General features: G+C 61.8%; 11 protein-coding genes and 1 tRNA gene. 4 read left to right on the top strand and 8 right to left on the bottom strand.

All coding sequences use genetic code 11. The features are described 5' to 3' along the window. Positions 1–98: 98 nt before the first annotated feature. The 6 genes from PFAS1_RS23675 to PFAS1_RS23650 all read right to left on the bottom strand — a co-directional run bounded on the left by PFAS1_RS23675 (position 99) and on the right by PFAS1_RS23650 (position 8,093). The gene (locus PFAS1_RS23675) at positions 99–3,197 is read right to left on the bottom strand and encodes an error-prone DNA polymerase (protein WP_198044928.1); all 3,099 of its coding nucleotides are present in this window, start codon (positions 3,195–3,197) and stop codon (positions 99–101) included. Next, positions 3,173–4,588 carry a Y-family DNA polymerase gene (locus tag PFAS1_RS23670; RefSeq protein ID WP_076030744.1) on the bottom strand — a complete coding sequence of 472 codons (1,416 nt, stop codon included), beginning with the start codon at positions 4,586–4,588 and terminating at the stop codon, positions 3,173–3,175. Before PFAS1_RS23670 ends, PFAS1_RS23675 begins: the two co-directional genes overlap by 25 nt. Before the next feature lie 7 nt (positions 4,589–4,595). After that, the gene (gene imuA / locus PFAS1_RS23665) at positions 4,596–5,213 is read right to left on the bottom strand and encodes a translesion DNA synthesis-associated protein ImuA (protein ID WP_033061610.1); all 618 of its coding nucleotides are present in this window, start codon (positions 5,211–5,213) and stop codon (positions 4,596–4,598) included. After that, positions 5,213–5,830, bottom strand: coding sequence for a transcriptional repressor LexA (gene lexA, locus PFAS1_RS23660; protein ID WP_076030743.1), 618 nt, complete (start codon positions 5,828–5,830; stop codon positions 5,213–5,215). The genes imuA and lexA overlap by 1 nt, the downstream gene beginning before the upstream one ends. A 390-nt stretch (positions 5,831–6,220) precedes the next feature. Beyond that, positions 6,221–7,189: a Gfo/Idh/MocA family protein gene (locus PFAS1_RS23655; protein WP_076030742.1), complete on the bottom strand. Its 969-nt coding sequence runs from the start codon at positions 7,187–7,189 to the stop codon at positions 6,221–6,223. 16 nt (positions 7,190–7,205) lie between these two features. After that, on the bottom strand, positions 7,206–8,093 hold the full coding sequence (locus tag PFAS1_RS23650) for a Dyp-type peroxidase (RefSeq protein ID WP_076030741.1): 888 nt from the start codon (positions 8,091–8,093) through the stop codon (positions 7,206–7,208). A gap of 212 nt (positions 8,094–8,305) precedes the next feature. On the opposite strand from PFAS1_RS23650, the gene PFAS1_RS23645 reads away from it, so the two are divergent. Together PFAS1_RS23645 and PFAS1_RS23640 are read left to right on the top strand one after the other, a co-directional pair. Continuing rightward, positions 8,306–9,931 (top strand): NADP-dependent glyceraldehyde-3-phosphate dehydrogenase, encoded by a 1,626-nt coding sequence (locus tag PFAS1_RS23645; protein WP_076030740.1) that lies wholly within the window; start codon positions 8,306–8,308, stop codon positions 9,929–9,931. 44 nt (positions 9,932–9,975) lie between these two features. Next, complete coding sequence (locus PFAS1_RS23640; RefSeq protein WP_074877646.1) at positions 9,976–11,019, top strand: FUSC family protein; 1,044 nt, start codon at positions 9,976–9,978, stop codon at positions 11,017–11,019. Positions 11,020–11,033: 14 nt separating this feature from the next. On the opposite strand, the gene PFAS1_RS23635 is transcribed toward PFAS1_RS23640, so the two are convergent. Next, a complete protein-coding gene (locus PFAS1_RS23635; protein ID WP_076030739.1) occupies positions 11,034–11,930 on the bottom strand; it encodes a DMT family transporter in 897 nt (298 codons plus the stop codon). 134 nt (positions 11,931–12,064) lie between these two features. Here PFAS1_RS23635 and PFAS1_RS23630 point away from each other — a divergent pair, with 134 nt between their 5' ends. Continuing rightward, positions 12,065–12,502 (top strand): Lrp/AsnC family transcriptional regulator, encoded by a 438-nt coding sequence (locus PFAS1_RS23630; RefSeq protein ID WP_076030738.1) that lies wholly within the window; start codon positions 12,065–12,067, stop codon positions 12,500–12,502. A 65-nt stretch (positions 12,503–12,567) separates the two neighbouring features. Here PFAS1_RS23630 and PFAS1_RS23625 read toward each other — a convergent pair whose 3' ends face one another. Beyond that, positions 12,568–13,239, bottom strand: coding sequence for a Bax inhibitor-1/YccA family protein (locus PFAS1_RS23625; protein ID WP_045057637.1), 672 nt, complete (start codon positions 13,237–13,239; stop codon positions 12,568–12,570). 123 nt (positions 13,240–13,362) lie between these two features. On the opposite strand from PFAS1_RS23625, the gene PFAS1_RS23620 reads away from it, so the two are divergent. Beyond that, a tRNA-Ser gene (locus tag PFAS1_RS23620) sits at positions 13,363–13,450 on the top strand. Positions 13,451–13,504: the final 54 nt, after the last annotated feature.

Genomic DNA, 13,504 nt, shown 5'->3' with positions numbered 1-13,504 from the left:
CTGCGTGGGAACGCAGCCAGGGACGCTCTGCGTCCGCTGTGACGCAGAGCGTCACGGGAGGCGTTACCACGCAGAGCGTGGGAACGATCAAGTTGGGTTCAGCGGAAATCCCGGCTGCGTACGCTGATGCCGTCGAGCAATGGGCTCAGGTCGCTCAACCGTCCGGCAATCAAATGCCGCACCTCGCCTTCCTTTTCCCAACGCCCGTCGACCTTGAGCAATTGCGAGCCGACCAACACCTGGCGCTGCCGGTCGGCCAGGTCGCGCCAGACGATGACGTTGACGTTGCCGAACTCATCTTCAAGGGTGACAAAGGTCACGCCACTGGCGGTGCCCGGGCGTTGTCGGCCGGTCACCAGCCCGGCGACACTGACCGGTCGTCCATGCTCGACCTCCAGCAGTTCCTTCGAACTGCGGCAGCGCCGGGCTTTCAATTCACCCCGCAATAGAGCCAGCGGATGCGGGCCGAGCGTGGTGCCGACACTGTTGTAATCGGCCAGCAGGTCCTCGCCGACAGTGGGTTTGGGCAACGACACCGCGCCCTCCTCCTGACTCGGCAGACCGGCGAACAAGCCAAGCTGTTTCTGCACACCCGCCACTTCCCAGCGCGCCCGATGACGGTCACCCGCCAGGCCACGCAGCGCACCCGCATCGGCCAGTTGTTCCTGGGCGCGGGCGTCGAGTCGCGCCCGTTCGCCGAGGTCGGCAATGTCGATAAACGCCCCCTTCGACCGTGCGGCTTCGATGCGCCGGGCATCGTCCTCGCGAAAGCCCTTGACCATCCGCAATCCCATGCGAATCGCCGGTTGAGCCCCAGTGATCGGCTCAAGGTTGCAATCCCAATCGCTGGCGCGCACGTCCACCGGGCGAATCTGCAAATGATGCCGGCGCGCGTCCTGCAGAATCTGGTCCGGGCTGTAGAAACCCATGGGCCAGCTGTTGATCAGCGCACAGGCGAAGGCCGCCGGCTCATGGCATTTCAACCAGCAACTGGCGTAGGTCAGCAAGGCGAAACTGGCGGCGTGGGACTCAGGAAAACCATAACTGCCGAAGCCTTTGATCTGCTCGAAGATCTGCGCGGCAAACTCGGCCGTGTAGCCGTTTTTCTTCATCCCGGCGGCCAGGCGATCCTTGTGCGGTTCCAGCCCGCCGTGGCGTTTCCAGGCCGCCATGGAGCGGCGCAGCTGATCGGCCTCGCCGGGGCTGTAGTCGGCGGCGACGATCGCAATCTGCATCACCTGTTCCTGGAACAACGGCACGCCCAGCGTGCGCTTGAGCACCACTTCCAGTGCCGGGGACGGATAGACCTCCGGTTCTTCCTTGTTTCGGCGGCGCAGGTACGGATGCACCATCCCGCCCTGAATCGGCCCCGGACGGACAATTGCCACCTCGATCACCAGATCATAGAAGGTCCGTGGCTTGAGCCTCGGCAGCATCGACATCTGCGCCCGGGACTCGATCTGGAATACGCCAATGGTGTCGGCACGGCCGATCATGTCGTAGGTCGGCGAGTCTTCGGCCGGGATCGTCGCCAGGCTGAGGTCCCGATGACGATGACGGCGCAACAGATCGAAACAGCGGCGGATCGCACTGAGCATGCCCAGCGCCAGGATATCCACCTTGAGCAGCCCGACGGCATCGAGGTCGTCCTTGTCCCACTGGATGATGGTGCGCTCGGCCATGGCGGCGTTTTCCACCGGGACCAGGCTGTCCAGAGGCTGCTCGGAAATCACGAAACCGCCGGGGTGCTGGGACAGGTGTCGGGGGAACCCGATCAACTGCCCCGTCAGGCTCAGCACCCGGCGCAGCACCGGACTCTCGGGATCGAACCCGCCTTCAAGCAGGCGCTCCACGGGCGGTGTTTCATCACTCCAGTGGCCACAGCAATCGGCCAGGGCGTTGATCTGATCCGGCGGCAAACCCAGGGCCTTGGCCACATCACGCACTGCGCCGGCCGCGTGATACGTGCTGACCACCGCCGTCAGCGCCGCACGACTGCGGCCATAACGCTGGAACACGTACTGCAAGACTTCTTCGCGGCGTTCGTGTTCGAAATCGACGTCGATGTCCGGCGGTTCGTTGCGCTCTTTGGAGAGAAAGCGCTCGAACAACAGCGTGGTGCGATCCGGATCGATTTCCGTGATGCCCAAGGCAAAGCACACCGCCGAGTTGGCCGCCGAACCACGGCCCTGACACAGGATTTTTTGCTCACGGGCGAATCGCACAATGTCGTGAACCGTCAGGAAATAGCTTTCGTAGCCCAGTTCGGCGATCAGCTCCAGTTCCTTGTCGATCTGCGTCAGCACCTTGGCCTGCGGTCCTTTTGGCCAGCGCCACGCGATGCCCTCCTCGGTCAGATGCCGCAGCCAGGAGGTGGCTGTCTGGCCTTCAGGGACCAATTCCCGGGGATATTGATAACGCAACTGACCGAGGTCGAAGGCGCAGCGCCGGGCGATGTTCAGCGTTTCGTCGAGCAGGGTTTGCGGGTAGATCGATTGCAGAGCCTCAAGACTGCGCACATGCCGCTCGCCATTGGGATGAAGACGCAACCCGGCCTCCGCCACCGGCACGTGATGACGGATCGCAGTCATGGTGTCCTGCAAGGCGCGCCGTCCACGAGCGTGCATGTGCACATCACCGCTGGCCACTGCCGGGATTCGCAGCTCCCTTGCCAGCATCAACAGCTCGTTCAGCCGTCGGGTATCGTCCTGGCCGCGATGCAGCTGGACGGCCAGCCACAGGCAATCGGCGAAGGTCTGTTTCAGCCAGCGGCCCTGTTCGAAGTCATCGACCGCGTCCGGCACCCACAATGCCAACAGGCCCGGCAAGGGTTCGCTGAAGTCCTCGCGCAGCACTTGATACTGGCCTTTCTGCGTGCGGCGTCGGGCTCGGGTAATCAATCGGCACAGCGCTTGATAACCCTCGAGGTTTTCCACCAGCAACACCAGTTTCGGACCGTTCTCGATGCGCACTTCGCTGCCGATGATCAGCGGCAGCTCCACGGCTTTGGCCGCTTGCCAGGCGCGGACGATACCGGCCAGGGTGCATTCATCGGTGATCGCCAAGGCCTGATAGCCCTGCTTTTTCGCCCGCTGAAAGAGTTCGAGGGCACTGGAAGCACCGCGCTGGAAACTGAAGTTCGACAGGCAGTGCAGCTCGGCATAGTCGATGCTCATGCGAACCAGCCTTGCAGCCACAACGGACCGTCCTCACCGACCGCACGGTAGGCCCAGCCCTGCTGGCCGGAACGGGTTTCGATCAGGAAGTAATCGCGGCGCACATCGGCGCCGTCCCACCAACCGGACTCGATGCGCTCCGGCCCCATCAGGATGCGCGCCGAACCTTCGTGCACCGCCAGCGGTTCGGTCAGCAGCCAACCCGGACGTTGCACGCCGGGCAGCCCTGCACAGCGCTGACTGTCGACACTGGCCTGCCACGCGCATTCCGGCCGGTGATCGGCCTGGAACCGCAAGCCCTGCACCGCGTCATCCCCCAACCGCGCGCGCAAGCGTTCGCGCAGTTGCTCCCAGGGCAAGGACTGCTGCGGGCGGTCGTCGAACAGCTCCTGATACTGGGGAACGAAGGCCGGCAAGTCTTCGGCGCGCAGGCGAAAACCGCGCACCGGGGCCGCGACCTGGATGTGCTCCAACCGGCCCCGGGCCAGTTCAAAGAGCATCGCCGGATCACGTTCGGCGCTGAGCAGGCCGACCTTGATGACGGTGTCCGGCAGCCCGGCGTGCTCCAGGTGCAGGTCAAAACGCTGCACGCCGCTGTCCCGACCGCAAAGAAACGCCGACAGGTCGCCGGTCAGCCGGCGTAACGGAAACAGCAGCGCCTGATGGGACTGCACGTCGAAGTTGAGCTCGATGCGCACATCGAACCGGTCCGGCGGCAGGTAGAACGCCAGCGCCAGCCGCCGTAAGCCGAGCAAGGCGTCCAGATGCTTGAGCACCCGGGCCTCGAAACGCCGGGCCAGACTATGGCGAGGCAACGCCTGAACCTGGCTCAAGGTGCGCAGCCCCATGCGCGACAACGCGGTGGCCACGCTGGTTTCCAGCCCGATCCGGTCGATAGGCAACTGCCCTAGATGATGCTGCAAGGCTTGATCGTCGGGCACCACCAGACCGTCATAAGCATTGGCCAGCACCCGTGCCGCCACCGGGTTGGGCGCGGCAACAATCCGATGGCGAAACCCCAACTCGCCGAGTTCGGCGCGCAACCGCGCCTCGAATTGCGGCCAGGCGCCGAACAGTCCCAGGCTGGACTCGATTTCAAACACCACCGCACGCGGGTAATGCACGCTGACTTGTGAACTGAATCGATAAGCCCAGGCGGCCAGAAACTGCTGCCAGTGCTCGATCTCGGCCGCGTCGTATTCAGCCGTGACAAAGCCTTTGCTCAAGGCCTGGGCGGCGGTCATCGACTGGCCCGGACGCAAGCCCAGCGCCCGGGCCGAAGCGTTGACCGCTTGCAACACCCGACGCTGGGCCGGGCCGGTCAGCAGCGCCAGCGGTTCATCGGGATCGGAACGCTGACGCAGTACCGCGTCCAGCGCCAATTGCGGGAAGAGAATGCACACCCAGCGCATGGCAACCTCAATGTCCCACGGGGAAGGCAATCGGCGCCGAACGCGCCAACCCGCCCCGACACTTGAGCACGCGCAATTGTGCAGGCCTGGCATCGATGGCGATGCGCAGTGCCGCGGGCGAAGGGTTGATCGCCTCATTGATCGAGCGGTAGGCAAACGCCAGGGTCGAGCCGGTTTCCGCCGCCACCTGCAAGCGCCGCAACGCCCGGTCATCGGCCTTGTGCGGCCAGCACAGCACTGCGCCGCAACTGCCTGAACGCAGGCATTGTTCCGCTGCCCACAAGGCATCGCGCTCGCTGGCCTGGATGATCGACAACTGACGCAGATCGACCCCGGCGTTCTGCCAGGCCTGGGGATATGGCACGTAAGGCGGCGCCACCAGCACGATGCGCTCGCCCGCGGCGGACAACCGCGCCAGCGCCGGCCACACCAGTTGCAACTCGCCAACACCCTGCCCGGCCAAAAGGATTTCGGTCAGCGCCGCTTCCGGCCAGCCACCGGTGGGCAACGCCGCATCCAGCGCAGCATGCCCGGTGGGTTGCGGGCTGACGGCCGGTGGCGCAGGCCGGCCCTTCCAGACCTGGCCGCCATTGAACAGCGTATCCAGCGCAACGACGGCGCCCATCACCCTTGCCTCACCAGGCCGCAGAACACCCCTTCGATGGCCAGGTCCTGACTGGCTTCGACGGTGATCGGCTTGTAGGCCGGATTGCGTGGCAGCAATCGGACAACCTCGCCGACCCGCTCGAAACGTTTGATGGTGACTTCGCCGTCGAGTCGCGCGACGACGATCTGGCCGTTGACCGCCTCGGGATTGCGGTGCACGCCCACCAGGTCGCCGTCGAGAATGCCGTCCTCGATCATCGAGTCACCCTGGACCCGCAGCATGTAATCCGGCACCCGCGAGAAGATCGACGGGTCGAGCAGCAAGCGGCTGTGAACCTCGGCATCGGCACCGATCGGCGCACCCGCTGCCACTCGGCCGAGTACCGGAATGTCCAGCAACTCGGGCCGCGCCGGTTGTCCGAGCAAACGAATGCCCCGGGCCTGATGCGCATTGACCTCGATAAAACCGGCCTCGGTCAGCGCCAGCACATGCTTGCGCGCCACGCTACGGGAGGCGAAACCGAACGCCTCGCTGATTTCAGCGAGGCTCGGGGACTGACCCTGCTCGGCGATTCGATCGCGGATAAAGGTCAGGATGGCGGTACGGCGGGGAGTTAAAGTCGTCATGGAGTACATTTGTACTCTTTTGGTTTTTTCCTGGCAAGGACCGCCAGTCAGCTGGCTGGTCGACCACACAACCCGAGGTAAACACAAATTACGGTGTCGGCGGAGGCCGACAGGGTGAATGAGGCTCCGTACTACTCAGGGCCGGCCTCATCGCGAGCAGGCTCACTCCCACAGTGGATCGAAGCCAGCCGCAAATCCTGCCTACACCACGAAACCTGTGGGAGCGAGCCTGCTCGCGATGGCGACCGTTCAGTCAATGCAGATGGAAGCTATGCCGGCCTCTTCGCTCTCCATTTGGATTGAGTTTCAACGGAGCAAGGGATTTCGACTTTCAGATGCGCCGAACCGCCGCCTCACGCTGCTCGGCAGCTGCTACATCGGTGGGGCATTCGGTGAGCGTTAGCCGCGCTTGAGGATCTGGTCCATCACCCAATCGGTTTTCAGCGCTTGTTCGGCCACGGCTGGATGCCGCGCTTCTCCCCGAATATGCGCGTTCATGCCCAGCACGTGATGCCACTGAATGTGCTCATGGTTCTCGATGTGCAGGCTGAGGCTTTCATCGGCTTCAAGCTGAACCGGATGCTCATCGAATACGGAAAAGCTGATCCGGCCTGTGCTGCCGATCAGCTCGACCCGATCTTCGCGGCGGTCTGCGACGAAATTCCAGCAGCCCATACCCAGGGCGCCGGAAGCAAACCGCCAACTGGCGCTGACGGCATCCTCGGCGGCATACAAACCGGCCTGGTGCGCGGTAAACCCGGCGACTTCGACGATGTCGCCAAGCAGGTACTGGAACAGATCGAAGCCATGACTGGCCAGGTCGGCGAAATAACCACCACCCGCAATCGCCGGGTCGGTGCGCCAGTTATCGGTACCGCCAAGATCGGTCGGAGATGGCGCTTTGGTCAGGGACCAGGTCAGGTGCCGGACCTCGCCGATCCGCCCTTCCTCCAGCCATTGCCGCACTTGCTGGAAGCGCGGAAGTGAACGCCGGTAGTAGGAAACAAACAGGTGCAGCCCGGCATCGGCAAAGGCCTTTTGCATCTCGCGGCTTTGCCCGGCATTCAACGACATGGGTTTCTCGACGCAGCAATGTTTGCCGGCGGCGGCCACTCTCAAGGCGTAAGCGTGATGGCTGTCAGGTGGCGTTGCGATGTACACCGCGTCGACTTCGGGATCATTGATCAGCGCGTCGACATCGGTGTAGACCCGAGCGATGCCGTGACGCGCGGCGTAATCCGACACCGCGTCCAGACGCCGGCCCATCACCGCCACCAGCGCCGAGCCGGGCGCCTTGTAGAAGGCCGGTCCGCTCTTGCGTTCAGCGACGCTGCCACACCCGATCATGCCCCAGCGCACCGCGTTCATACTCACTCCCTGATGTTTAGCCGACGCGCAGTGCGCGCAGGTCCAGATGCCCGTCCTTGAGCGGCGGGCACCAGTAGTAGCCGCCGGTGATCGGCCGGCTGATGCGATACAAGCCGTCGGTGATGCCGTCTTCCAGACCGCTCATGCGGCGCAGTTGGGCTTCGAAGGCGTCGAGGGAGAAACCGAAGGCCAGGAACATCAGGCCGGCGCGATCGCCTTCGATCCACGGCATGGAACGGCGCACCACGAAGGCCTCGGGGGCGAAGCTTTCCTGGGCGGTACGTTTGACGTGAGCGGAGATCGGCGCGTCGTCGATTTCTTCGTTGTCGCTCAAACGACGGCCCATGATGTTGTCCTTCTCATCGGACGGCATCGCGTGGAAACCCTTCAGGTCGTGCTGCCATTGCTGGATCGCGGCGAAACTGCCGCCGACCGTTCCGTCAGCGCCGTTACTCACCAGCGCGGCGGCGACGGCGGCTTCGTCGTGAGGGTTTTCGGTGCCGTCTTCGTAACCGGTCAGGTCATGGCCGGTAAGGTGACGGAAAGTTTCGTTCATCTGCACCAGGCGCAGGGCCGGGGCCAGCGCGGCTTCGATGGCGTTGCTGCGGTTGAGCAATTCGCCACGGTCGACACCATGCAGCCAGCACCAGAGCGCGTGCTGGGTGGACGGGTTGTCGACGCCGACACCGGTCAACGCTGGAAAGGTGCGCAGGCCGTCGATTTGCCCCTTGAGGGCCTTGACCAGGGACTCACCGAACCCGACCACGGCCGACTTCCCGTCCACCAGTCCCTTGAGATTCTCCAGCGCGGCCGGCAAGGCAGCGGCGGATTCGAGTGCGAAGAACATATGACGAGCTTGAGGCGGAACTGGGGTGGCGAGAATGCCCGGCTGGTAGTAACTCATATGAACTCCTTCAGAAAGAGCGCGAAGTTTAACCGCAGGATGGTTACTTGTGTGTTTTCAGGGCAAAAGGTCGCAGCCCCGTAACCCTGTAGCCGCTACGACGATCCGCAACGTCGTACCAAAAGAATCCTAAGATGAGTCATGACAAGCGAGTCCGAGGTCTGCTAAAACGATTCATCAATTGCATCACCCAATCCAGACGGGGTAGCGACATGACCACAGCACACATCCTTGGCAACCTGTTTCCCGACGCCAGCGACATCCCGGAAAAATACCGCCTCGACGGCCAGACCGAGCAGCGTGAATACCTGGTCGACGGTGAGCTGAAAACCTGGTCCGGGCCCCTCGCCCAAGTCCGCAGCCCGGTGTACCTGACCGGCGAAAATGGCGACGAACAAGTAATCCTCGGCAGCACGCCGCTGCTCGATGCCGACACCGCATTGACCGCGCTCGACGCCGCCGTCCGCGCCTATGACCGGGGCCAGGGTCTGTGGCCGACGATGCGCGTAGCCGAACGCATCCAGCACGTCGAAGCTTTCCTAGCACGCATGCGTGAACAGCGCGAAGCCGTGGTCAAGCTGCTGATGTGGGAAATCGGCAAAAACCTCAAGGACTCGGAGAAAGAGTTCGACCGCACCTGCGATTACATCGTCGACACCATCAATGCGCTCAAGGAGCTCGACCGCCGCTCCAGCCGTTTCGAACTGGAACAGGACACCCTAGGCCAGATCCGCCGCGTACCGCTGGGCGTGGCGTTGTGCATGGGACCTTACAACTACCCGTTGAACGAAACCTTTACCACGCTGATTCCGGCGCTGATCATGGGCAACACCGTGGTGTTCAAACCGGCCAAGCTCGGTGTACTGCTGATTCGTCCGCTGCTGGAAGCGTTCCGCGACAGCTTCCCGGCCGGGGTGATCAACGTGATCTACGGCAGCGGCCGCGAGACCGTCAGCGCGCTGATGGCCAGCGGTAAAATCGACATCTTCGCGTTTATCGGCACCAACAAAGCCGCCAGTGACCTGAAAAAACTCCATCCAAAACCGCACCGCTTGCGTGCGGCATTGGGCCTGGACGCGAAAAACCCCGGCATCGTGCTGCCCGAAGTCGATCTGGACAACGCGGTCAGCGAAGCGCTCACCGGTTCCTTGTCTTTCAACGGTCAGCGCTGCACCGCGTTGAAAATCCTCTTCGTCCATGAAGACGTGGTCGAAGCGTTCATCGACAAATTCAACGCCAGACTTGCCAACCTCAAACCCGGCATGCCGTGGGACAACGGCGTGGCGCTGACGCCATTGCCGGAAGCGAGTAAGGTCGATTACCTGCACTCGCTGGTGGCGGATGCCGTGAGCAAAGGCGCCGCCGTGGTCAACCCCAACGGCGGTGAGGCCCGCGCCTCGTTCTTCTACCCCGCCGTGCTGTACCCGGTGACGCCGCAGATGCGCGTCTATCAGGAAGAACAGTTCGGCCCGGTCGTGCCAATCGTGCCTTACCGGCATCTGGACACGGTGATCGATTACGTTCTGGAATCGGACTTCGGCCAGCAACTGAGTATCTTCGGCACCAACCCAGTGGCGGTCGGCCGGCTGGTCGATACCTTTGCCAACCAGGTTGGCCGGATCAATCTCAATGCCCAGTGCCAGCGCGGCCCGGACACTTTCCCGTTCAACGGTCGCAAGAACTCTGCCGAAGGCACGCTGTCGGTGCATGATGCGTTGCGGGTATTTTCGATTCGCACGCTTGTGGCGACCAAGTTCCAGGAAACCAACAAAGAACTCATCAGCGAGATCATCAGCGGACGCAGTTCGAGCTTCCTGACCACCGATTACATTTTCTGAGGAAACCGAGCCTGAGCACATTCAGAGCCCATCGACTGCCACCTCTGTTGCGCCGACTGCTGCGTCCGTTACTCGACCCGTATCGGCGCTATCGCCACGCCCGGGTGATCCACGCGGTGCGTGTGTCGCTGGGGTTGCTGGCAACTATCCTGCTGACCACCGGCATCAACCTGCCCCACGGTGAGTGGGCGTCGGTGACGATGCTGGTGGTGATCGGCGGCCTGCAGCATCACGGCAACATCGGCAAAAAAGCCGCCGAACGCGCCATCGGCACCTTGATCGGAGCCGGCGTCGGCTTGCTGCTGGTGGCGCAACAGGCGTGGCTCGGGATGCCGTGGCTGACCTATTTCGCGATGGCCGTGGTCTGCGGATTCTTCTCCTACCACGCCATCGGCAAGGGCGGTTACACCGCGCTGCTCTCGGCGATTACCGTGTTTATTGTCGCGGGGCATGGCGACAACCCGATCACCGACGGGCTGTGGCGTGGGGTGGACATCCTGATCGGCATCGCCCTGGCCCTGGCGTTTTCTTTCGCCTTGCCGCTCTACGCGGTTTATTCCTGGCGCTACAACCTGGCCGATGCCTTGCGCGACTGCGCGACGATCTACGGCCGCATCATCAATGGCCAATCGGTTACCGATGACGAACACCATAAACTGGTGGGCCGCCTGAACACAGTGATGGTGCAACTGCGCTCGTTGATGCCGTCGGTGTCCAAGGAAGTGCGGATTTCCATGACCGAACTCGATGCCATTCAGCGCCACTTGCGGATGTGTGTCAGCACTCTGGAAATCCTCGGCAACACCCGACCTGACGCCAGTGACCCCGATGCGATGGCCCGTCTTCAATTGGCGTTGAAAGCCGAGCATCGGCTGATTCGGGTGCAACTGATCGGTATGGCCAGGGCGCTGAAATCCGGTGCCTCCCAGCGGTTGAACCGGCCCGTCGAACTGCCGTCGGATTCAAGCCTGACCGCAACGGTTTACAACCCGCTGGACGGATATCAGTTATTGGTCCGACAGCTAGCCGCCAACATCGGCGAGATGCGCCAGCGCTTGGCCAAGACGGCACCGCGCTGGAACATCTGACGTTTCTTTACGGCTTACTGCGTTGTTACCGTCCGACGAAATTTCAGGGTCCAACCCTGTTGCATGCCGGCAGCGGCCAACAGAATCGCGGCTACGCCGATCCATTGCAGCGGTTCCAGGCGATGGCCAAAGGCAAACCAGTCAACGAAAATCGCCGCAATCGGGTAGATGAAGGACAACGCACCGGTCAGTGCCGTCGGCAGTTTTTGAATCGCGCCGTAGAGCAGCACATACATCACGCCGGTGTGGACAATGCCCAGGGTTACCAGACTGGCCCAGGCACTCGGCGCTTGCGGCAGTGCCGAAAAGTGCGCGAATGGCGCGAGTAACAGCACGCCGGTGGTGACCTGAATCAGCGCAATCAGATGCGGCGGTGTACCGGTCAGGCGCTTGATGATCAACGCGGCAATCGCGTAAAGAAATGCCGCCCCCAACGCCAGAGCGATGCCCATCAGGTAATCATTACCGCTCTCGCCCTGCCCGCCATGTGCGCTGACAATCGCCAGCATCCCGAGAAACGAAATACCCAGCCAGAACAGTTTCTGTAGAGTGATTTTCTCGTTGAGGAACAACGCTGCCAACCCCACCAACATGAACGGCTGAACGTTGTAAACCGCGGTACCGATGGCAATCGAGGCGCGGGAGTAAGAAGCAAACAACAGCACCCAGTTGCCGACAATCGCCACGCCACTGAGCACAGCCAGCAAGAACGTGGTGCGGGTGAGAATGCCGGGACGGAGGAAGCCGAATGCCGCGCAGATCAGCAACAAGGTGCCGGCGCCGAACACGCAACGCCAGAACACTACGTCCAGCACCGGTTGCCCGGACACCAGCACGAACCAGCCGATGGTCCCGGAAATCAGCATGGCGGCGGTCATTTCAAATGACCCGTGACGTATGGTTTTGTCCATCATCAGACTCCTGTGTTTGAGCCCAAAGTATGCCAATCCGCCGAGGGGCTTCTCCAGCGCAAAAAGCAGGCTAAACTCGAAATCTGCCTTTTTTATCAAGGCGGTTTTAATTAATTGCCTAATAGGGGTTCGTCATGACCGACGATATCGACCAAGTGCTGATCACGGCATTGATGGAAGACTCACGCCGCTCGCTCAAGGCTCTGGCGCAGATCAGCGGCCTGTCTTCGCCCAGCGTCGCCGAGCGTTTGCGTCGTCTCGAAGAGCGTGGCGTGCTCAAGGGTTACACCGTCGAGATCGACCCCAAATGCTTTGGTTATCAACTCCAGGCCATCGTCCGTATTCGACCGCTGCCAGGCCAGTTGCAGGAAGTGGAACGGCAGATCCAGGCCATTCCCGAATTTACCGAGTGCGATAAAGTCACCGGCGACGATTGTTTCATCGCCCGCCTGCATGTGCGCTCGATGGAACAACTGGACATCCTGCTCGACCGCCTCAACACCCACGCCGAAACCAACACTGCAATCGTCAAGAAAACCCCGGTCAAGCGCCGCTTGCCACCGATGGCGTGAGTTCCCACTCAAATCGCAGGCAAGAAAAAACCCGCCGAAGCGGGTTTTTTCCTCAAGGGTGACGATTAATCATCGCGGCTCATGATGCCGAACAGCTGCAACAAGCTGACGAACAGGTTGTAGATCGATACATACAGGCTGATGGTCGCCATGATGTAGTTGCGCTCGCCGCCGTGAATGATGGCGCTGGTCTGGAACAGAATGCAGACCGAGGAGAACAGCACGAAACCTGCGCTGATCGCCAGTTGCAGACCGCTGATCTGGAAGAAGAAGCTGGCAACGACCGCACCCAGCAACACGAAGAAACCCGCAGTGATGAAACCACTTAGGAAACTCATGTCCTTGCGGGAGATCAGCACATAGGCCGACAGGCCGCCGAACACCAGCGCAGTCATCGCAAATGCGGAACTGACCACCTCGGCGCCGCCCTGCATACCCAGGTAACGGTTGAGGATCGGGCCGAGCAGGAAACCCATGAAACCGGTCAGGGCAAATGCCGACACCAGGCCCCAAGCCGAATCACGGAGTTTGTTGGTGAGGAAGAAAAGGCCGTAGAACCCGATCAGCACCACGAAAATGTTCGGGTAGCCGACGCGCATCTGCTGAGCGACATACGCCATCACGCCGCTGAATGCGAGGGTGAGAGCGAGTAAGCCGTAAGTGTTGCGCAGGACGCGGCTAACCTCTAGCTGCTCAGCCTGCACGCTGTTATTAACTGCGTAATCCTGTTCGCGCATGGCGACACTCCTGTTGGTTTGAAACGTTCAGTCGCAAAGATCATAACAGACGCTCTGTAACAAGCTATGCGGAGAGTTTGACAGTGTGTTTCATTCAGGTATTATGGCGCCCGCAACGCAAACGGAGGTGTGGCCGAGTGGTTTAAGGCAACGGTCTTGAAAACCGTCGACTGTAACAGGTCCATGAGTTCGAATCCCATCGCCTCCGCCATATTTGTACCGACAAAGCCCTGATTTTTCAGGGCTTTGTCGTTTCTAGGGTTTG

Source organism: Pseudomonas frederiksbergensis (assembly GCF_001952935.1).
GTDB lineage: Bacteria > Pseudomonadota > Gammaproteobacteria > Pseudomonadales > Pseudomonadaceae > Aquipseudomonas > Aquipseudomonas frederiksbergensis.
Note: the sequence above shows the minus strand (reverse complement) of the source record. Positions and strands in the feature narration are given on the sequence as shown.

Bases quoted from the DNA above. Each gene is read 5' to 3' on its own strand.
- PFAS1_RS23630 (WP_076030738.1), top strand. From the start codon at position 12,065: ATGACCGACGATATCGACCAAGTGCTGATCACGGCATTGATGGAAGAC.
- PFAS1_RS23625 (WP_045057637.1), bottom strand. From the start codon at position 13,239: ATGCGCGAACAGGATTACGCAGTTAATAACAGCGTGCAGGCTGAGCAG.
- PFAS1_RS23655 (WP_076030742.1), bottom strand. From the start codon at position 7,189: ATGAACGCGGTGCGCTGGGGCATGATCGGGTGTGGCAGCGTCGCTGAA.
- PFAS1_RS23635 (WP_076030739.1), bottom strand. From the start codon at position 11,930: ATGGACAAAACCATACGTCACGGGTCATTTGAAATGACCGCCGCCATG.
- PFAS1_RS23645 (WP_076030740.1), top strand. From the start codon at position 8,306: ATGACCACAGCACACATCCTTGGCAACCTGTTTCCCGACGCCAGCGAC.
- lexA (WP_076030743.1), bottom strand. From the start codon at position 5,830: ATGTACTCCATGACGACTTTAACTCCCCGCCGTACCGCCATCCTGACC.
- PFAS1_RS23670 (WP_076030744.1), bottom strand. From the start codon at position 4,588: ATGCGCTGGGTGTGCATTCTCTTCCCGCAATTGGCGCTGGACGCGGTA.
- PFAS1_RS23650 (WP_076030741.1), bottom strand. From the start codon at position 8,093: ATGAGTTACTACCAGCCGGGCATTCTCGCCACCCCAGTTCCGCCTCAA.
- imuA (WP_033061610.1), bottom strand. From the start codon at position 5,213: ATGGGCGCCGTCGTTGCGCTGGATACGCTGTTCAATGGCGGCCAGGTC.